This is a genomic window from Aeromicrobium marinum DSM 15272, from assembly GCF_000160775.2.
Lineage (GTDB): Bacteria > Actinomycetota > Actinomycetes > Propionibacteriales > Nocardioidaceae > Aeromicrobium > Aeromicrobium marinum.
Map to the genome: position 1 here is coordinate 251,039 of NZ_CM001024.1, position 17,841 is coordinate 268,879.

21 protein-coding genes and 1 tRNA gene are annotated in these 17,841 nt (G+C 72.9%); 13 read left to right on the forward strand and 9 right to left on the reverse strand.

Going from position 1 to position 17,841, the window contains the following annotated elements:
- Positions 1-31 precede the first annotated feature (31 nt).
- Together pdxH and HMPREF0063_RS01365 are read left to right on the forward strand one after the other, a co-directional pair.
- The gene (gene pdxH, locus HMPREF0063_RS01360) at positions 32-676 is read left to right on the forward strand and encodes a pyridoxamine 5'-phosphate oxidase (RefSeq protein ID WP_007076849.1); all 645 of its coding nucleotides are present in this window, start codon (positions 32-34) and stop codon (positions 674-676) included.
- 76 nt (positions 677-752) lie between these two features.
- A complete protein-coding gene (locus HMPREF0063_RS01365; protein ID WP_007076850.1) occupies positions 753-1,373 on the forward strand; it encodes a DedA family protein in 621 nt (206 codons plus the stop codon).
- Here the strand turns inward: HMPREF0063_RS01365 and HMPREF0063_RS01370 are convergent.
- The 3 genes from HMPREF0063_RS01370 to HMPREF0063_RS01380 form a co-directional block, all read right to left on the reverse strand.
- Positions 1,297-3,852 carry an AMP-binding protein gene (locus tag HMPREF0063_RS01370; protein ID WP_007076851.1) on the reverse strand — a complete coding sequence of 852 codons (2,556 nt, stop codon included), beginning with the start codon at positions 3,850-3,852 and terminating at the stop codon, positions 1,297-1,299. The genes HMPREF0063_RS01365 and HMPREF0063_RS01370 overlap by 77 nt on opposite strands.
- A gap of 76 nt (positions 3,853-3,928) precedes the next feature.
- A complete protein-coding gene (locus HMPREF0063_RS01375; protein ID WP_007076852.1) occupies positions 3,929-4,636 on the reverse strand; it encodes a hypothetical protein in 708 nt (235 codons plus the stop codon).
- Positions 4,637-4,662: 26 nt separating this feature from the next.
- The gene (locus HMPREF0063_RS01380) at positions 4,663-6,006 is read right to left on the reverse strand and encodes a cryptochrome/photolyase family protein (RefSeq protein WP_040320017.1); all 1,344 of its coding nucleotides are present in this window, start codon (positions 6,004-6,006) and stop codon (positions 4,663-4,665) included.
- 55 nt (positions 6,007-6,061) lie between these two features.
- Here HMPREF0063_RS01380 and HMPREF0063_RS01385 point away from each other — a divergent pair, with 55 nt between their 5' ends.
- Positions 6,062-6,751, forward strand: a complete 690-nt coding sequence (locus tag HMPREF0063_RS01385; protein ID WP_007076854.1) for an iron-dependent transcriptional repressor DtxR — start codon at positions 6,062-6,064, stop codon at positions 6,749-6,751.
- Between the two features lie 12 nt (positions 6,752-6,763).
- Here HMPREF0063_RS01385 and HMPREF0063_RS01390 read toward each other — a convergent pair whose 3' ends face one another.
- Both HMPREF0063_RS01390 and HMPREF0063_RS01395 read right to left on the reverse strand, forming a co-directional pair.
- Entirely contained in the window at positions 6,764-7,567 is an 804-nt protein-coding gene (locus HMPREF0063_RS01390; protein ID WP_007076855.1) for a DUF1295 domain-containing protein, read from the reverse strand.
- Complete coding sequence (locus HMPREF0063_RS01395) at positions 7,564-8,871, reverse strand: SAM-dependent methyltransferase (RefSeq protein WP_007076856.1); 1,308 nt, start codon at positions 8,869-8,871, stop codon at positions 7,564-7,566. The genes HMPREF0063_RS01390 and HMPREF0063_RS01395 overlap by 4 nt, the downstream gene beginning before the upstream one ends.
- An 84-nt stretch (positions 8,872-8,955) precedes the next feature.
- Between HMPREF0063_RS01395 and HMPREF0063_RS01400 the strand changes: the two genes are divergently transcribed.
- The 3 genes from HMPREF0063_RS01400 to HMPREF0063_RS01410 are packed head-to-tail and all read left to right on the forward strand — an operon-like array spanning position 8,956 to position 10,952.
- Entirely contained in the window at positions 8,956-9,477 is a 522-nt protein-coding gene (locus HMPREF0063_RS01400; RefSeq protein WP_007076857.1) for a PGPGW domain-containing protein, read from the forward strand.
- Entirely contained in the window at positions 9,478-10,443 is a 966-nt protein-coding gene (locus tag HMPREF0063_RS01405; protein WP_007076858.1) for a 1-aminocyclopropane-1-carboxylate deaminase/D-cysteine desulfhydrase, read from the forward strand. It abuts the gene before it with no gap.
- Positions 10,444-10,487: 44 nt separating this feature from the next.
- Positions 10,488-10,952 carry a PaaI family thioesterase gene (locus tag HMPREF0063_RS01410; RefSeq protein WP_007076859.1) on the forward strand — a complete coding sequence of 155 codons (465 nt, stop codon included), beginning with the start codon at positions 10,488-10,490 and terminating at the stop codon, positions 10,950-10,952.
- A gap of 4 nt (positions 10,953-10,956) precedes the next feature.
- On the opposite strand, the gene HMPREF0063_RS01415 is transcribed toward HMPREF0063_RS01410, so the two are convergent.
- Positions 10,957-11,241, reverse strand: a complete 285-nt coding sequence (locus tag HMPREF0063_RS01415; RefSeq protein WP_007076860.1) for a WhiB family transcriptional regulator — start codon at positions 11,239-11,241, stop codon at positions 10,957-10,959.
- A gap of 217 nt (positions 11,242-11,458) precedes the next feature.
- On the opposite strand from HMPREF0063_RS01415, the gene HMPREF0063_RS16725 reads away from it, so the two are divergent.
- The 5 genes from HMPREF0063_RS16725 (at position 11,459) to HMPREF0063_RS01440 (ending at position 13,902) form a co-directional block, all read left to right on the forward strand.
- Positions 11,459-11,602, forward strand: coding sequence for a GPGG-motif small membrane protein (locus HMPREF0063_RS16725; protein WP_169309964.1), 144 nt, complete (start codon positions 11,459-11,461; stop codon positions 11,600-11,602).
- A gap of 85 nt (positions 11,603-11,687) precedes the next feature.
- Positions 11,688-11,760, forward strand: a tRNA-Arg gene (locus HMPREF0063_RS01425).
- A 67-nt stretch (positions 11,761-11,827) separates the two neighbouring features.
- Positions 11,828-12,754, forward strand: coding sequence for a CE1 family esterase (locus HMPREF0063_RS01430; protein WP_156794004.1), 927 nt, complete (start codon positions 11,828-11,830; stop codon positions 12,752-12,754).
- Positions 12,755-12,833: 79 nt separating this feature from the next.
- Positions 12,834-13,733, forward strand: coding sequence for an NAD-dependent epimerase/dehydratase family protein (locus HMPREF0063_RS01435; RefSeq protein ID WP_040320409.1), 900 nt, complete (start codon positions 12,834-12,836; stop codon positions 13,731-13,733).
- Positions 13,720-13,902 (forward strand): hypothetical protein, encoded by a 183-nt coding sequence (locus tag HMPREF0063_RS01440; RefSeq protein ID WP_007076863.1) that lies wholly within the window; start codon positions 13,720-13,722, stop codon positions 13,900-13,902. The genes HMPREF0063_RS01435 and HMPREF0063_RS01440 overlap by 14 nt, the downstream gene beginning before the upstream one ends.
- A gap of 8 nt (positions 13,903-13,910) precedes the next feature.
- Here the strand turns inward: HMPREF0063_RS01440 and mscL are convergent, their stop codons facing one another.
- The 3 genes from mscL to HMPREF0063_RS01455 form a co-directional block, all read right to left on the reverse strand.
- Positions 13,911-14,294, reverse strand: a complete 384-nt coding sequence (gene mscL, locus HMPREF0063_RS01445) for a large conductance mechanosensitive channel protein MscL (protein ID WP_007076864.1) — start codon at positions 14,292-14,294, stop codon at positions 13,911-13,913.
- 61 nt (positions 14,295-14,355) lie between these two features.
- Positions 14,356-14,964, reverse strand: a complete 609-nt coding sequence (locus HMPREF0063_RS01450) for an SAF domain-containing protein (protein WP_040320019.1) — start codon at positions 14,962-14,964, stop codon at positions 14,356-14,358.
- A 72-nt stretch (positions 14,965-15,036) separates the two neighbouring features.
- Complete coding sequence (locus HMPREF0063_RS01455) at positions 15,037-15,354, reverse strand: FmdB family zinc ribbon protein (RefSeq protein ID WP_007076865.1); 318 nt, start codon at positions 15,352-15,354, stop codon at positions 15,037-15,039.
- A gap of 86 nt (positions 15,355-15,440) precedes the next feature.
- Between HMPREF0063_RS01455 and HMPREF0063_RS01460 the strand changes: the two genes are divergently transcribed.
- Both HMPREF0063_RS01460 and HMPREF0063_RS01465 read left to right on the forward strand, forming a co-directional pair.
- Positions 15,441-16,802 carry a hemolysin family protein gene (locus HMPREF0063_RS01460; protein WP_007076866.1) on the forward strand — a complete coding sequence of 454 codons (1,362 nt, stop codon included), beginning with the start codon at positions 15,441-15,443 and terminating at the stop codon, positions 16,800-16,802.
- The gene (locus HMPREF0063_RS01465) at positions 16,799-17,839 is read left to right on the forward strand and encodes a hemolysin family protein (RefSeq protein WP_007076867.1); all 1,041 of its coding nucleotides are present in this window, start codon (positions 16,799-16,801) and stop codon (positions 17,837-17,839) included. The genes HMPREF0063_RS01460 and HMPREF0063_RS01465 overlap by 4 nt, the downstream gene beginning before the upstream one ends.
- Positions 17,840-17,841 lie beyond the last annotated feature (2 nt).

Below are 17,841 nucleotides of genomic sequence, written 5' to 3' on the forward strand. Positions count from 1 at the left end.
CCATTGTGCCCCTCCCGGCTACCGTGTGCGCATGGAGACCCCCGATCTGGCCGGAATGCGGACGGACTACCCGCGCGACGGGCTCACCGAGGACGAGGCCGGTGACGACCCGATCGCCCTGTTCCGGCGGTGGATCGACGACGCGGCCGCGGCGGATCTGCCCGAGCCGAACGCCATGGCGCTCGCGACCGCGACGACCGACGGCCGACCGTCGGTGCGCACGGTGCTGCTGAAGGGGCTGGACGAGCGGGGGCCGGTGTTCTACACGCACTACGACTCCCGCAAGGGTCACGAGATCGACACGAACCCCCGCGTGGCGGCCACGATGCTGTGGCACCCGATGCACCGTCAGGTGCGCATCGAGGGCCGTGCCCATCGGGTCGACCCGGCCGAGTCCGACGCGTACTTCGCCGGCCGCCCCCGGGCCTCGCAGCTGGGAGCGTGCGCCTCGGAGCAGTCGCGGGCCATCGAGGACCGGGCCGCGCTGGAGGAACGCCTGGCGTGGGTCGCCACCGCCGCCGGCGACGACCCGGTGCGCCGGCCCGACAACTGGGGTGGCTTTCGCATCACGGTGGACTCGGTGGAGTTCTGGCACGGCCGGTCCGGTCGGCTGCACGACCGCCTGCTGTACGTGCGGACCGACGAGGGCTGGAGTCGTACCCGCCTCCAGCCCTGACGCCCGCCGGCCAGGGTTCACCTGAGGGACATCCGGTGTCCGGCACCGTGTCATCCGGCGTCGTCACCGTGGGTGCATGGACGACCTCGGTGTGGTGGCGGTCCTGCTGCTCGGTCTGGGCGTGGCGTTCGCCGAGTCCGGCATCGGCGTCGGCACGGTCGTGCCGGGCGAGACCGTCGTGGTCGTGCTGGCGGCCTCCCTGACGAGCTGGCCGTCGTTGCTGGCCCTCGGCGCGTGCGTGGCGGTCGGTGCCTGCATGGGCGACCACGTGGGCTACCTGCTCGGACGACGCTTCGGGCCCCGTCTGCGCGAGACCCGGGTGATCCGCCGGGTCGGCACCGGTGCGTACGACCGGGCGCTGGCGATCCTGGAGCGGCGCGGGGCGGCGGCGGTCTTCTGGACCCGCCTGGTCCCGGTGGTGCGGGTGCTCACCCCGGCCGCGGCCGGGGTCGCGGGGCTGCGGTACCGGTCGTTCGTCGTCGCGTCGGTGGCCGGATCGGTCCTGTGGTCGGCGGTCTACGTGGCGGGCGGGTCGGCCCTCGCGGTCGCCGGTCGGCTGGTCCTCGAGGTCATGGGCGGGGCGGCCGTCCCGCTGGCGGTCGTGCTGGCCGCCGCCGGGCTCACCCTGCTCGGCGTCCGAGCGGCACGGGCACCGCGTCGTCCGCGCCACCGGCCGCCGGTCGCGCTGCCGTCCTGAGCCCGCGGAGCCGGCCGATGCCGGCCGTACCGGTCAGCGCCTCCCAGCCGCGCCACGCGGCGACGCCGACGACGAACGAGGCGGCCACGGCTGCGGGGGGCGACACGTCCTCCAGGTGCGGGTAGACCTGCCAGTGGGTGAGGTAGACGAACAGCGACGCACCGGCCAGCTGCCCCACCAGCAGCGCGGCGATCCGCGGGAGCGGCACCCGCGGCACCCACAACAGGGCCAGGAGCCCCGCGCCGACCAGCACCTCGCGCTGCGGTTCGCCGAAGAAGCCGACCGGGGCGAGCGCCAGGACGCCGGACAGCAGCACGCGCTGCCCGGTGGTCCGCACCGTGGCGGCGGCCCACCCGGCGGCGAAGCACCACGCGACCACGGCGACGGAGTAGCGCTCGGTCGGGCCGGCCTCCACCCCGACCAGCAGGTACCGCGCGGCGAGCGCGACCGCCAGCACGGCTGAGGCCAGGGAGAACGGGGATCGTCGGTGCCACCGGTCGAGCGCCGGGACGGCCAGGGCGACCACCACGGCCAGCTGGGTCCAGACCACCGCCTCGAGGAACCAGAACTGCCACTGGACGGTCCACCGGTCCTCGCCGAGGGCGCCGTTGAGGAACACCGCCGTGGCCGGGTCGTACATGCCCGTCACCAGGGCCACCCCGCCGATCCACAGGGCACTGGGCACGACGAGCCGCGAGAGTGACCGCAGGCCGGCCGTGACGCGGGCCCGGGTCGACCCGGCGCCCGCCCGGAAGCGGATGGCGTTGTAGCCCGCGATGCCGAGCAGGATGTGCGCGCCGCCGGCGAGGGCCCAGAGGTTGCCGTGGCTGCCGACCACCAGCACGATGGCGAGCGCCCGCAGGACCACCGACGTGTCGACGGGGACGCCTCGTCGCGCCTCGGCGGGTCCGGCCGTCAGCTCGGCCAGGGGCCGCAGGTGCCACCCCGGAGGCAGGTCGACACCCAGGTCAGCGAGCCGGACCGAGACCTCGACGTACGAGAGCGAGTCGCCGCCGAGGTCGACGAAGCTCTGGTCGTCGCGGGCGTCGGGCCGGTCGAGCAGGTCGGCCACGAGGTGCCGCACGGCCGCGGGCCCGGCGACCCGGGCGGCGGACGCGCGGGTGGCCGCGTCGCGGGCGGCGGTGGTCAGGGCCGGGTAGTCCACCTTGCCCCGGTCGGTGCGGGGGTAGGTCGCCACCGTGTGGGCCGATACCCGGTGCGACGGCAGCCCGGTGACGTCGGCCGCGGTGCGCCGGACGAGGTCGACGTCGTGGTGGACCGTGAGGACGTGCGGCCGGTCGTCGACCGCGACGCACCGCGTGTCGAACCCGGCGTCGTCGAGCCGGCGCTCGAGGTGGTCCAGGTCGATCCGCAGGCCGCTGCACTTGGCGATCCGGTGACGCCGGCCCACCCACTCCAGGCTGCCGTCGTCGTGCCGGCGGGCCAGGTCGCCGGTGCGCAGCTCGTCCAGCTCGGGTCCGCGCGCCAGGTCGGTCGGACGCTCGGCGTACCCCATCATCACGTTGTCGCCGCGGTAGACCAGCTCGCCGGTCCCGGGTGCGGCCTCCGGCACCGGGTCGAGGCGGAAGGATCCGCCGGGCACGGCGATGCCGAGGGTGTGGGCGTGGGTCGGGACGAGGTCGGGCGGCAGGTACGCCATCCGGGCCGTGGCCTCGGTCTGGCCATACATCGGGACGAGGTCCCACCCGCGACGCCGACCCAGGTGCCACCACCGGCGCAGGTCGTCGGGCGCCATCCGTCCGCCGGCCTGGGTGACGAGGCGCAGGTGGGGCAGGTCGCGAGCGGCGAAGTCGGTGGTGTCGAGCATCTCGAACGTGTACGGCACACCCGCGAAGGAGGTCGCACCGGCGGCGGCCGCCAGCTGCCAGGTGCTGTCGTCGACGACCGATCCCTCGGTGAGCACGAGCCCGGCACCGGCGACCAGGTGGCTGTGCACGACCGAGAGTCCGTAGCAGTAGTGCGGCGGCAGGGTCGTGAGGGCCCGGTCGTCCGGGGTGATCCGGAGGTACTCGGCGATCGACTGGGCGTTCGACCGCACGTTGGTCCCGGAGAGCCGGACCAGGCGGGGTGAGCCGGTGGACCCGGACGTGGAGAGCAGCACCGCGAGGTCGGGGTGCAGGTCGTGGGCCGACCCGGTCCGCCGGACCTGCCACTGCTCGCCGGCCACGACGTCCGGGTCGTAGGCGGCGGTGAGCGCGTCGGTCGCGGCCCGGTCCGGCGACGTGACCAGCACGGCGTGTCCGGCGGCCACCGCCCCGAGGTACGTGCAGAGCGAGTCGACGTCGTTGCGCAGCGGGACGGCCACGAGCCGCCGCGTCGCCCCGAGCCGCCGGCCGACGTCGTCGACCCGCTCGGCGAGGTCCCGGTACGTCAGTGTCCGGTCGGTCGTGACGAACGCCGCCCGGTCCCCGTGGCGCGCGAGGTCGGCGAAGACCGACCGGCGGGTGGTGGTGAGCACACCTCACTATAGGTAGGCTTACCTATCGTGCCAACCGGATGGTCCGGATCAGCCGAACTGGATCAGCCGAACTGGATCAGCCGAACTGGGCCAGGTCGATCTCGATCCACGTCTGCTCGGCCCGGCCGACCAGCTCGGCGGCAGCGGTGTACAGCGCGGTCGAGGTGTGGAACTTGCGGCCGTCGCGCACGTGCAGCTCGCCGGCCGCGTGCAGCTGCTCGCCGGCACGGGGTGGCCGGACGACCTCGGCGGTCATCCGGCCCAGCACCATCGGCTGCAGCGTGAAGTCGGCGGCCCAGCCCCCGGGGCAGTCCAGTCCGGCCCAGGCGACCGGGGTGCCGACGGCGCCCCCGGCGTCGGCGTGGTCGGGGTGGACCGACCAGCTGCCCGCCGTCCGGCCGGGCGTCGTGGGGCCGGTGAAGATGCGCAGCCCGTCACCCGCGGCACGGGCCGTGCCGCACGTGAAGCAGTGGTCGAACGGGTGGTGGTGGAAGCCCGGGTAGGCCGCGAGGCCCGCGGCGATCTCGACGGTGTCGGCGAAGGCCGGTGCCGCACGGCTGAACTCGCCGGGGACCGCCGTGCCCACCACCGCGCCGCCGTGCGTCTCGAGTCGCACCTCGTCGTCGCCGTGCTCCCACGCCAGCGGCGTCGCCAGGGGCGGAGGAAGCCGCAACGTCGAGGTGACCGGGCCCGGGCGGCCCAGCGCCTCGGCGACCAGGCCGGCCACGTAGCCCCCGTTGCCGGAGTGGTCGGGTCCGTTGAAGCGGGGCGCGATCGTCACCATGGCGTCAACCTAACCCCGCGGCCGCGTCACCGGACGGCCTCGTACCTCCGCAGTGCCTCGCGGCGCTCCTCGGCGTGGTCCACGATCGGGGCCGGATAGCCGTCCGGTGGGGTCGGTGCCGTCCAGGGTTCGTGCACGAACCGGTCGGGCACGTCGCGCAACTCCGGCACCCACCGGCGCACGTAGGTGCCGTCGGGGTCGAACTTCTTGCCCTGCGTCGTGGGGTTGAAGACCCGGTAGTAGGGCGACGCGTCGGTGCCGCACCCCGCGACCCACTGCCACCCGTGCTGGTTGGAGGCGAGGTCACCGTCGGCCAGCCGGTCCATGAAGTGGGCCGCTCCGTGGGTCCACTCCACGTGCAGGTCCTTGACCAGGAAGCTCGCGACGATCATCCGGACCCGGTTGTGCATCCACCCCTCGGCGGCGAGCTGGCGCATCCCGGCGTCGACGATCGGGTAGCCGGTCGTCCCCGTCCTCCAGGCGTCCAGCGACTCCCCGGGGCGGTCGTACTCCATCCGCGCGAGGGCAGGGTTGTAGTAGCCGTGCGCGGAGTCGGGCCGGTGGTGCAGCACGTCGGCGTAGAACTCGCGGAAGGCGATCTCCCGCACGTACGACCGGACACCGTCGCTGTCATGGCCGTCGAGGTCGGCGAGCAGCGTGCGGGGGTGGATGGTGCCCCACTTGAGGTGGACCGACATGCGGGAGGTCCGGTCGACCCCCGGGAGGTCCCGGACGTCGTCGTACTGGGTGACCTGCTCCTTCCAGTCCCGCCACCGTCGCCTCGCCGCCTCCTCGCCGAGGGGCGGCAGGGTGACCCCCTCGGGCACCGCGACCTCCGGGATCCGGTGGGTCCGACCACCGGGCCGCAGCCAGGGCACCGACCGGACGGCGGGCGCCGGCGCGCGCCAGCCGTGGGCGGACCACGCTCGGTGGAACGGCGTGTAGACCCGGTACGGGGTGCCGTCCGGCTTCGTGACGCGACCGGGCGAGACGGCGTAGGCGGAGCCGGTGCGGACGAGTGCGACGTCGTGGTCGGCCAGGGCGCGTTCGACGGCGGCGTCGCGCCGGGCGCCGTACGGGGTGTGGGCCGCCGCCACGTGGACGGTGCCGGCGTCGACCGCCCGGGCGACGCGGACGACCTCGGCCACGGGATCGCCGTGCACGACGTGCAGTCCGCCGATGCGTTCGTCGAACTCGGCCAGCAGTCGGGCGAAGCAGGCGGTGCGCACGCCGGCCCCCGGCCCCCAGAGGTGGTCGTCGAGGACCACGAGCGGCACGACCCCGTCAGGGCCCGCCTCCACCGCGGCGCGCAACGCCGGATTGTCGTGCAGCCGCAGGTCGGCCCGGAACCACATCACCGATGTCCCCATGATCCTCATCCTGTCGAGTGCGCGGGCGCGGCGCACATCGTGGAACAATGGACGCGTGAGCGACCTGATCGACACCACCGAGATGTACCTCCGCACGATCTTCGAGCTCGAGGAGGAGGGCATCATCCCGCTGCGCGCGCGGATCGCCGAGCGGCTGCACCAGTCCGGACCGACGGTCAGCCAGACCGTGGCCCGGATGGAACGCGACGGTCTGCTGAGCGTCGAGGGCGACCGGCACCTCGAGCTCTCCGACAAGGGTCGGCAGCTCGCGACCCGCGTCATGCGCAAGCACCGGCTGGCCGAACGCCTCCTCACCGACATCATCGGCCTGGAGTTCGAGTACGTGCACGAGGAGGCCTGCCGGTGGGAGCACGTCATCTCCGAGCAGGTCGAGCGACGGCTCGTGCAGCTGCTGGAGCACCCGACGGAGTCGCCGTACGGCAACCCCATCCCCGGTCTCGCCGAGCTGGGTGAGGCCGCCGGTGACGACGAGTTCCTGCACGGCGTCCGGCCCCTCACCGCGGCGCTCGGTCCCGGCACCGACCCGGTGCGTCTCGTCGTGCGCCGGATCGCCGAGGAGCTGCAGAAGGACACCCAGGTGATGTCGGTCCTGCGCCGGGTCGGGGCGTTGCCCGGCAACGACGTGCTGGTCACCCGCGGGCACGACGGCGTGGTGCTCGCCCGTCAGGGTGAGTCCGCCGAGCTCGACGCCGAGGCGGCGGCCCACATCTTCGTCACGGCCTGACCCCGGGGAGGGTCAGCCCTTCTTGGGCGGCAGCGGGATGAAGCCGCTCGTGCGTCGCACGTACTCCTCGTAGCCGGGCTTGGTCTTGCGCATGCCCTTCTCGTTGAGCGAGGCGCCGGTGACCTTGGTGAGGAACACCGTCATCGCGATCGGACTGATCGCGGTGGCCAGACCCACCCACGACGAGGCCGCCACCAACCAGATCCCGGTCCACACGCAGGCGTCCCCGAAGTAGTTGGGGTGGCGGGTGTACCGCCACAGGCCCTGGTCCATGACCTGCCCCTTGTTCGCGGGGTCGGCCTTGAACGCCGCGAGCTGGGCGTCGCCGACGGCCTCGAAGAACAGCCCGACGGCCCAGACGACGACACCGGCGACGACGAGCGCCCAGACCGGGTCCTCGGTGTTGACCCCCACCATCAGCGGCGTCGCGACGAGGAACATCGCGATGCCCTGGGGCAGGAACACCCGACTGATCGCGACCCGGCTGAACGACCGGCCGTCGGCCTCGGCCAGCTCGGCGTAGCGGGGGTCCTCGGCCTGGCCGTGGTTGCGCCGGTGCAGGTAGATCGCCAGCCGCAGGCCCCAGACGGCGGTCATCGCGAGCAGGATCCAGCGGACGACGGGGTCCCCGTCACCGGCGAACGAGACCGCGGTGCTGGCGATCGCCACGGCGACGAACCCCAGGCCCCACAGGGTGTCGACGACGGTGAGCTTCTGCTGGGCGCGGGCGAGCAGCAGACCGGTGGTCATCAGGGCGACGACCACCGCCAGCCCGACGCCGAGGGTCAGGACGGTGGTGGACAGGTCGTTGCTCATGCCAACCAGACCAGCGGGGTCGCCGGCATGTCACTGACGCCCGACGTCGACGGCTTGACGGCGACGATCTGGTCGACGCCCATCCGGTTCTCCTCGAACGCCAGCGAGCCGCCGACGAGGTAGAGACGCCAGACCCGCGCCATCTCCTCGCCGACGAGGGCGACGGCGGTGTCCCAGTTGGCCTCCAGGTTGTCGGCCCACGCGGCGACCGTCTGCGGGTAGTGCTCGCGCATGGCCTGGACGTCGCGAATCTCCAGACCCGCGTCGGCGATGAGGCCGAGCGTCTTGGCGAGCGGCTTCATGTGCATGTCGGGGGCGATGTAGGTCTCGATGAACGGGCCGCCGCCGGGGCGGTCACCCACGGCGTCGTTGCTGCGCGACATCTGCTGGATCATGACGCGCCCGCCGGCCCGCAGGTACCGGTGGATCGACTCGGTGAAGATGACGTACTCGGCGTCGCCCACGTGCTCGCCCATCTCGACCGACGCGACGGCGTCGATGGTGCCGTCGGCGACACCGGCGGCCCCCAGGTCGCGGAAGTGGCGCAGGCTCACGTCGACACGGTCCGACAGGCCGCGCTCGGCGGCCTTCTTCAGCACGTAGTCGCGCTGCTCGGACGACAACGTCACCCCGGTCACGTGGACGCCGTAGTGCTCGGCGGCGAAGAGCGTCAGCGAGCCCCACCCGGAGCCGATGTCGAGCATCCGCATCCCCGGCTCGAGGCCCAGCTTGCGGCAGATGAGGTGCAGCTTGGCCGTCTGGGCCTCCTCGAGGGTCAGGCCGGGGGTGTGGTGGAAGCCCGAGGAGTAGGCCATGTTCGGGTCGAGGATCAGCTCGTAGAAGTCGTTGGAGAGGTCGTAGTGGTGGCTGATGGCCGCCCGGTCCCGCTCGCGGCTGTGGAGGTCGCCCGTGAGGTGTGCCTCCGACGCGGGGATGGCCGGCCGTCGACCGATGAGCCGGTACCGCACGGCCAGTCCGGCGGCGCGGGCCGCGTGGCGGGCGCGGATGCGGGGGCGACCGGCAGTCGGGTCGGCCTCGCGGGCCTCGCGGACCGCGGCCCACATGGCGCGCAGCCCGTCGCCGAGGTCGCCCTCGATGTCGAGGTCGCCCTGGACGTAGGCACGCGCGACACCGAGCTCTCCCGGCTGCCACAGGATGTGCCGCAGGGCCCGCCGGTCGCGGATCACCACGACCGGGCCGGTGGGGTCGCCGGCCTCGGAGCCGTCCCATGCCCTCAGGCGGATCGGCAGGCGGAGGTCGAGGACGTCCTCGGCCAGGGTCAGGAGTCGCGATGCAGTGGTCACCGACCCATTCCATCGCGTGCGGGGCCGTGACGCCAACTGAAAAATCCGGTCGCCGGGCCGTGCGACAGGTGGCATGCTGGGGACATGGACGTCGAGACCCCGGTGCGCGGTCGTCGGACGTGGTCCGGACGCCTGCGGGCCTGGTTCGCCCGGACGGGCAGCGAGCTGCTCGGCTGGACCCTCGTCCTGATCGGCATCCCCATGATGCCGCTGCCGGGACCGGGCACCATCGTGCTCGTCGCAGGCGTGGCCCTGCTGGCCCGGCACTACACGTGGGCGCGGCGCATCCTGGAGCCGCTGCAGCGTCGTGCCGTCGAGGCCGCCCGCTACGGGGTGGCGACCTGGCCACGGATCATCGCCAGCTTCGCCGGCGGCGTGTGGCTGGTGGCGCTCGGCGTCGTGTGGTGGACGTCGCCGTCCATCCCGGAGTTCACGGTGGTGGGGTTCGACCTCGGCCCTGAGCTCCCGGCTGCGGGGTGGATCACGGGCCTCGGCCTCATCGCCTCGGCCGTGGCCGCGTGGGCGCTGCTGGGGTACAGCGTCCGGCGGTGGCGCTGGGACGAGCCGGCGCCGTCGTTCGTCCCCGACGACGTCGTGGTCGACTAGGTGAGTCGTCTCGGGGAGCTGTTCCCGCGGGCCGACCTGCCCTCGGTGAGGCTGGGCTCCTCGCCGACCCCGGTCCGGCAGGCGGTCGGCCTCGGGCCCGAGGTGTGGATCAAGGACGACGGCGCGTTCGGTGACGGAGCCTGGGGCGGCAACAAGGTCCGCAAGCTGGAGTGGATCATCCCGGAGGCGCACCGTCGGGGCCGGTCCACCCTCCTCACCGTCGGTGGCATCGGCACGCACTGGGGACTCGCCGCGGCGCTCTACGGCGCCGACCACGGTCTGCGCACGGTGCTGGGCCTCGTCGACCAGCCGGTCGACGACCACGTCCGCGACCAGCTGCGCCGGTTGGAGGCGTCCGGCGCGCTGATCCACCGGTACCGGTCCGTGGCGAGGCTCAAGCTCGCCGCCCCCTGGTTGCTGCTGCGGTACTCGCAGCGCGGACACCTGCCCTACTACCTCCCGGCCGGCGGCTCCTCGCCGGTCGGCACCCTCGGGTACGTCGAGGCGGCGCTCGAGATCGCCGACCAGGTCGCAGCCGGCGAGCTGCCCGAGCCGGCCACGATCGTCACCGCGGTCGGGTCGGGCGGGACGGCGGCCGGCCTCGCCCTGGGGCTGCGGCTGGCCGGTCTGTCCACCCGGGTGCTCGGCATCGTCGTCAACGACGCCTTCCGCCTCGACGCCGTCACCGTCGCGGGCCTGGCCAACGAGACCGTCGAGCTCCTGCGCGACCGTGGGGCCGAGGTCGACCTGCGCCTCACCGCGGACGATCTCGACACCACCGCCGAGTGGATGGGGCAGACCTACGGCGCACCGACCCCGGAGGGCCAGGCAGCGCTGGGCCGGGCCGCGGATCTGGGGTTGGAGCTCGAACCGGTCTACACCGCCAAGGCCGTCGCGGCCGTGCTGGGCACGGCCGATCGGCTCGACCGGCCGGTGCTGCTGCTCGGCACCCACGGCCCGCGCTGACCGCCGTCGCCGGTCTACAGTGGGCGCCGACCCGAGGAGCACCCGTGAGTGAAGCCCTGTCGTCCGAGCAGCTCGATGCGATGTCGCGCATGAGCGGGCTGGAGTACCTGCGCACGGCGTTCGCCCTGGAGGACCGGCCGCGGTTCATCGGCGACCTGCTGCACATGGAGGTCGAGGAGATCGAGTCCGGTCGCGTCACGTTCACGGTGCCGACGGTGCAGGAGTTCAGCAATCCGCTGGGGGTGCTGCACGGCGGCATCGCGGCCACGCTGCTCGACTCCGTCATGGGGTGTTCGGTCCACACGCTGCTGGAGGCGGGCGTCGGGTACGGCACGCTGGAGCTCAAGGTCAACTACATCCGCACGGTGCCGATCGACGGCCGCCGGTTGCGGGGCACGGGGACGGTCATCCACGCCGGCCGCCAGGTGGCCACGGCGGAGGGCCGTGTCGTCGACGACCAGGACCGGCTCGTGGCCCACGGCACCACGACCTGCCTGATCCACCGCTGAGGGGTCAGCCGGCCTTCGCGGTGCGCACCAGCTGGGCCCGCTCGTCGACGGTCAGCCCACCCCACACGCCGTAGGGCTCGCGGGCGTTGAGAGCGTGCTCGCGGCACTGGTCGATGACCGGGCAGGTGGCGCAGACGGCCTTCGCGCCGGCCTCCCGCAGCGCCTTGGCCGCACCGCGCTCGGCGTCGGGCGAGAAGAAGACGGCTGAGTCCAGGCCCATGCAGGCGCCGTCGAACTGCCACTCGTAGGTCTCGAGCAGCGGCATCGGAAGTCGCTTGAGGTTCGCCATGTCTCCCCCTTGGGAGGTCGGTGTGGATCGGAGCGGGTGATCCGTAAGTGATTCATAACTTATCCAGAACTTGTTCACCAGCGCAAGTGGCTGAACAAGTTTGTGAACAGGTTTGTGCACAGCTGTGGGTTTGTTACCCAGTCCGCCGGGGTACAACCGGGCCACGTGCGACGCTGTCGTGCGGAGCATCACGTCCGAACTGAACAAGGAGCCCGACATGGAACTCATCCTGTGGATCATCGCCGTCGTCCTGGTGGTGTCCGGCGTACTGGCACTGCTGCGCCGCGAAATGATCTGGGGCATCGTCCTGATCGTCGTCGGTCTGCTCGTCGGGCCGGGCGGAGTCAGCATCTTCACGTGACCTTCCGGTCCGACCTCCGGGCGGCTGACGGCCGGTCCTCGGGACCGACGTGTCAGGATGTGGGGGCCGGGGAGACCCGGCCCCCGCCCCCGTAGCTCAGGGGATAGAGCGATGGTTTCCTAAACCACAGGTCGGAGGTTCGAATCCTCTCGGGGGCACGCCCGGCGGCGGGGGAGCACGCCGGGTTACCCCGCACGGTTCGCGATGACGCGAGAGGATGGTTGGGTGAGGCGATGGCTGGCGACCGGTGTGAGCGCGATGCTGCTGCTGAGCGCCTGCTCGGGCGACGACGCCCGTCGAGCCGGTGAGCCGGCCCCGACCACCGAGCCTGCAGCGGGCGGAGCGTGCGAGACGCAGCTGCCCCGCGGACTGACCGAGCAGGTCGTCACGGTGGGCGGCGAGATCCGCAGCTTCGTGCTGATGGTCCCGGAGTCGGTCGAGCCGGGTCGTCAGGTGCCCGTCGTGCACCTGCTGCACGGCCGCGGCTCGGACCCCATCGTGACGCTGGACTACACCGGGTTCGTCGACGCCGCGGAGCGCCACGGATTCATCGTCGTGGCCCCGACGGGCCAGGGTCGTCCGACCGGCTGGGACATCGAGACCCCGGTCACCACCCCGGGCTCCGACGCGGAGTTCCTCAGCGCCGTCGTGGACACCGCCGTCACGCAGTTCTGCGGGGACCCGGCGCGACAGTTCATGACCGGACTGTCCAACGGCAGCGCGATGAGCATGGCCCTGGCCTGCTCGGGGCAGCTGCCCATCCGCGCCTACGCCGGGGTCGGGGCGCTGGTCTACACGTCGACCTGCTCCTCGGCACCGCCCACCTCGATCGTCTACTTCCACGGCACCGAGGACCAGGTGGTGCCGTTCGAGGGCGGCGAGACCCCCATCGGACCGCTCCCCGCCGTCGAGCCGACCCTGCGTCAGTGGGCCGCCCACGACCGGTGCCGATCGAGGCCGGCCGAGACCTCCTTCGCCGACGGCATCACGCTGCTCAGCTGGACCGCGTGCGCCGACGCCAGGCTCGAGGCCTACGTGATCGAGGGCGGCGGCCACACCTGGCCGGGGGGCACGCCGGTCCCCGCGCTCGGCTCCACGTCGACCGACGTGGACGCCACCGAGGTGATGGTGGAGTTCTTCGGACTCGGCTGACCTGTAGTGACCCACCGGTAGGATGTCTCCTTGCGGCCGGGTCGACGTCGGCTGCCGACGACGGGCAGGAGGGATGCGGATGCGGGTGCTGGTGACCGGCGCCGGAGGCGTCCTGGGCCGTGCGACGGTCCGGGCCCTGACGGCCGCCGACCACGACGTCGTCGGTCTCGTGCGCACCGACCGGGCCGCGGAGGTCGTGGAGGCGCTCGGCGCCACCCCCCACCGCGGCGACCTGCTCGACGACGGGGTCCTGCCCGCAGCGATGCAGGGCTGCGACGCCGTGGCGAACCTCGCCACCAAGGTGCCGGTCGGTCGGTCCGCCCTGCGGCCGGGATCGCTGAAGCAGATCGACCGGTTGCGGCTGCGCGGCACCCGGCTGCTGGTCGACGCGGCTCGTGAGGTCGGCGTCCGCCGGCTGGTGCAGCAGTCGCTCAGCTTCATCTACGCCGACCACGGCGACGGGTGGATCGACGAGGACTCGCTCGTCGACGTCTCGCGCACGACCGAGCCCCTCGTGGTCGCCGAGACCCGGATGGCCCGGTTCGTGGCCGACGGGGCGGGCGACGCGGTCTGCCTGCGACTGGGACTGGTCGTCGGGTTCGACCCCAACTCCGCCTGGATGATGCACCGGGCCCGCCGCGGGCGCCCGTTCGTCACCGGCGACCCGGACACCTGGATGCACGTCGTGCACCCCGACGACGTCGGCAGCGCGGTGGAGCACGCCCTGTCGGCGCCGAGCGGCACGTACAACATCGGCGCCGAGCCGGTGCAGCGCCGCGACTTCGCCGACGTCGTGGCACAGGCGGCAGGCCGGCGCGAGGGTCGGTTCGTCCCGCCGTGGGTGCTGCGGGCGGGGTCCGACAAGCTGGAGATCCTGACCCGTTCGCAGCGGGTGAGCTCGCAACGGTTCAGCGAGCGCACCGGCTGGTACCCCGCGCACCCGAAGCTGACCCCGGACTGGCTCGATGACGACGCCTGAGTCCGGCGGCCGCGACGCCCGCGAGGCGGCCCGCCGTGCCGCCGACCGCCTGGGTGACCTGGTGCCGTCGACGTCCGACGACGACACCGACCGTGGGTGGGGCGAGCCGGCCGGGTCGTCGCACGACGACGACCTGCGGCGTGACGTCCCGCCCCACCACGGGGGCTGAGTCCGGCGTCAGCTGGGCCGGTTCTGCAGCGAGTCGCGGATCTCGCGCAGCAGGGCGATGTCCTCCGACACGCCCTCGGGCTCCGGAGCCTTGCCGGCAGCGCGCAGCTCGTTCATCTTCTTCATCGGCACCACGACGAAGAAGTACACGACCGCCGCGGTGATCGCGAAGGTGATGATCGCCGTGATGAAGGCGCCGACCGTGAACGTCTGGTCGTTCACCTCGAAGCTCATGCCGCTGGGTCCGCCACCGCCGACCAGCCCGATCAGCGGGTCGATGAACGACGCGGTGAACGCGCCGACCAGGGCGGTGAAGGCGGTGCCGATGACGACGGCGACGGCCAGGTCGACGATGTTGCCGCGCAGCAGGAAGTCCTTGAATCCTTGGAGCATGGTGGTCCCCTCTGGGTCGATCCGGAATCGGGAGGGCGAGCGCGCCCCCGACCCGCCGATCCTAGCGGCGGGCGACCACGGTCAGCTCGGCGTTGAGACCGGCCGCGGCGAGCGCGGGCGCGGCCTCCTCGGTCGTGGCCAGGGTGACCACGGCCCCGGTTCCGGGCCGGTCGGGATCGGCCGCGGGCAGAGCGGCCACGCGGGCAGCCGCGACCACGACCCGCGGCTCGGACTCCCCGCGCGGGTCGACCGCGATGACGTCGACGGTGTCACCGACGCCGACGACCGCGAGGCTGCCCGGGTCGGCCAGCCGCACCGTCGACAGCACCGCCGGCCCGTCGATGCCGTAGCCCGACAGGTCGTCGCCGTCGAGGAGGCGCCGGTCGGTCAGGGGTTCGCCGGCGCGGACCGGACCGGCGAGCGACCGACCCATGACCGCCCCGGGGTCGGTGGGGGAGCCGGCGGGCACGACGTCGGCCGGGAAGTGCCGGACCTCGAGGTCGCGGGCGCTCAGCACGTGCCCGCTGGGCAGGTCGTCCCCGGCGACGACCACGGGGACCCCGGCCGGGACGTCCCGCAGGGCCGAGACCACCATCAGCACGGCGAGGCCGGCCAGTGCGGCGGCGAGGAGACGGCGGTGCAGGAACACCCAGCGGTCGACACGGTCCATGCCGGCGAGGCTAGGCGCGACGCGCCCCCGTGCGCAGCGGTCCGTCCACAGGCGCGGTCCGCGCCTGCCGGCTCAGGCCGCGGAGTCGGTGCCGCTGCCGGACGACTTCGCCGGCTTGGCGGGTGCCGCCGACGACGAGCCCGACGAGCCCGACGCCGGCGTGGCAGCTGTTGAGGACGTGCTCGAGCTCGCCGCGTCCGAGGACGTCGTGGTCGACCGGCTGTCGTTGCGGTAGAAGCCGGAGCCCTTGAACACCACGCCGACGGCGTTGAACACCTTGCGGAGACGCCCCTCGCACGCGGGGCACACGGTCAGCGAGTCCTCGGTGAAGCTCTGCTGCACCTCGAGGCCTTCTCCGCAGTCGGTGCACTGGTACTGGTAGGTGGGCACGGCGGTTCTCCAGGTCGATGGGGCGAGCAGGCCAAGGGTACAGTTGGCCGCACTGTGAATGAGCCCCCGCCTGCCGGAGCCGCCTCGTGACCGAGGTCCTGCTCCTCGCGCTCTCCCTGTTCCTCATGTTCGCCTGCGGCATCTTCGTCGCCGCCGAGTTCTCGTTCGTCACCGTCGATCGCGCCAGCGTGGAGCGTGCCGTGGCCGAGGGTCAGCGGGGGGCGCTGGGCACCCAGGCCGCCCTGCGCACCCTGTCGACGCAGCTGAGCAGCGCCCAGCTCGGCATCACCATCACCAACCTGGCGATCGGCTTCCTCGCCGAACCGGCGATCGGCCGGTTGCTGGCCGATCCGCTCGCCTCGGCCGGACTGGAGGGCGGCGCCGCCCGGTTCACCGGCTACGCGCTGGCCCTCGGGCTCAGCACCGTCGTCACGATGCTGGTCGGCGAGCTGGTCCCCAAGAACATCGCGCTGGCGCTGCCGTTGCGCACCGCCGCCGTCACCCAGCTGCCGCAGCGCTGGTTCACGAACGTCATGGCCTACCCGATCCGGTGGCTCAACGGCACGGCGAACGCGATCCTGCGCTCGTGGGGGGTCGAACCCCAGGAGGAGCTGCGATCGGCGCGGTCACCGCTGGAGCTGCGTTCCCTCGTGCTGCGGTCGGCCCAGCAGGGCGCGATCGACGACCAGACCGCCACCCTGGTGGCCCGCAGCATCGCCTTCGGCAGCCGGACCGCCGCCGACGTGCGCACGCCGCGGGTCCGGGTCACCTTCCTGGAGGGCCGCGACTCCGCCGAGGCGGTGCTCGAGGCGGCCCGCCAGACCGGTCACTCGCGGTTCCCCGTCATCGGCCGCACCCCCGACGACGTCGTCGGCATCGTGCACGTCAAGCATGCGGTGGGGGTGCCGGCCGACCGCCGGCGCAGCACCCGGATCGAGGACATCGCGGCCCCGGCCGCGACCGTCCCGGACAGCCTCGAGCTCGACCCGCTGCTGACGCTGCTGCGGGCCCAGGGGATGCAGATGGCGGTCGTCGTCGACGAGTACGGCGGCACCGACGGCGTGGTCACGCTGGAGGACCTGGTCGAGGAGATCGTGGGCGACATCGCCGACGAGCACGACCGGCTGTTCGCGCACTCGCGGCACCGCCGCGACGGCACCTGGTCGTTGTCGGGCCTGCTGCGTCCCGACGAGGTGTTCGAGGAGACCGGCGTCATGCTCCCGGAGGGCGACGACTACGAGACCATCGCCGGCCTCATGGTGTCCGAGCTCGGGCACCTGGCGGCACGAGGTGACTCGATCACCCTCGAGGTGCGCCCGCCGCGGGGCGACGACGAGGACGACCCGGCGCCGCTCCAAGTGACGTTGTCGGTCGACCGCGTCGACGGCCGCCGGATCGACCGGGTCACCCTCACCGCCGCGTCCACCGGGGAGGTGGACGGCCGATGAGCTGGTGGGTCGGCATCCTGGTCACGGTCGTGCTGCTGGCGCTCAACGCGCTGTTCGTGGCGGCCGAGTTCGCGCTCATCTCGGCGCGCCGCACCCAGCTGGAGCCTGCCGCCGAGGCCGGCTCCCGCACGGCGCGTCTGGCCCTCAAGGCCATGGAGAACGTCACGATCGCCATGGCAGCGGCCCAGCTGGGCATCACCATCTGCTCGTTGCTGCTCGGCGCGGTGAGCGAGCCGGCGATCGCGCACCTCATCGAGCCGCCGCTGGAGTCGCTCGGCGTGCCCGAAGGCGCCGTGCACCCGATCGCGTTCACGATCGCGCTGTCCCTGGTGGTGTACGCCCACGTGGTGCTCGGCGAGATGGTGCCCAAGAACCTGGCCCTCGCGACCCCCGAGCGCGCCTCGTTGTACCTCGGTCCGTTCATGCTCGCGGTGATCGCCCTGCTCAAGCCGATCGTGTTCGGGCTCAACGGCATCGCCAACCTGATCCTGCGGGCCCTGCGGATCGAGCCCAAGGCGGAGGTGGCGTCGACGTTCAGCCACGACGAGGTGGCCGGTCTGGTCGAGGAGTCCCGCCGCGAGGGCCTGCTCGACGCCGACGAGTACGGGCTCGTCCAGGGTGCCCTCGAGTTCTACGAGGGCACGGTGGCGCAGGTGCTGCTGCCCCGCGACGTGCTGGTCACCATCGCTCCGGACGCCACCCCGGCCGACGTCGAGGTGGCCTGCGCCCGGACCGGCTTCTCCCGGTTCCCCGTCGCGGACGCGACCGGCGACCTCACCGGGTACCTGCACATCAAGGACGTGCTGGAGACCGACCCGGCGGCCCGCGTCCGACCGGTCGCCGACAAGTGGGTCCGGCCGCTGGCGACCGTCTCGGCCTCCTCCGCGCTCTCGGAGGCGCTGCGGGTCATGCAGGCGCGGGGCTCGCACATGGCGCAGGTCGCGGACGCCAGCGGCACCGTGTCCGGGGTCGTCATGCTGGAGGACGTGCTGGAGGAGCTGGTCGGCGAGATCCGCGACGCCCAGCTGTCGGGTTGAGC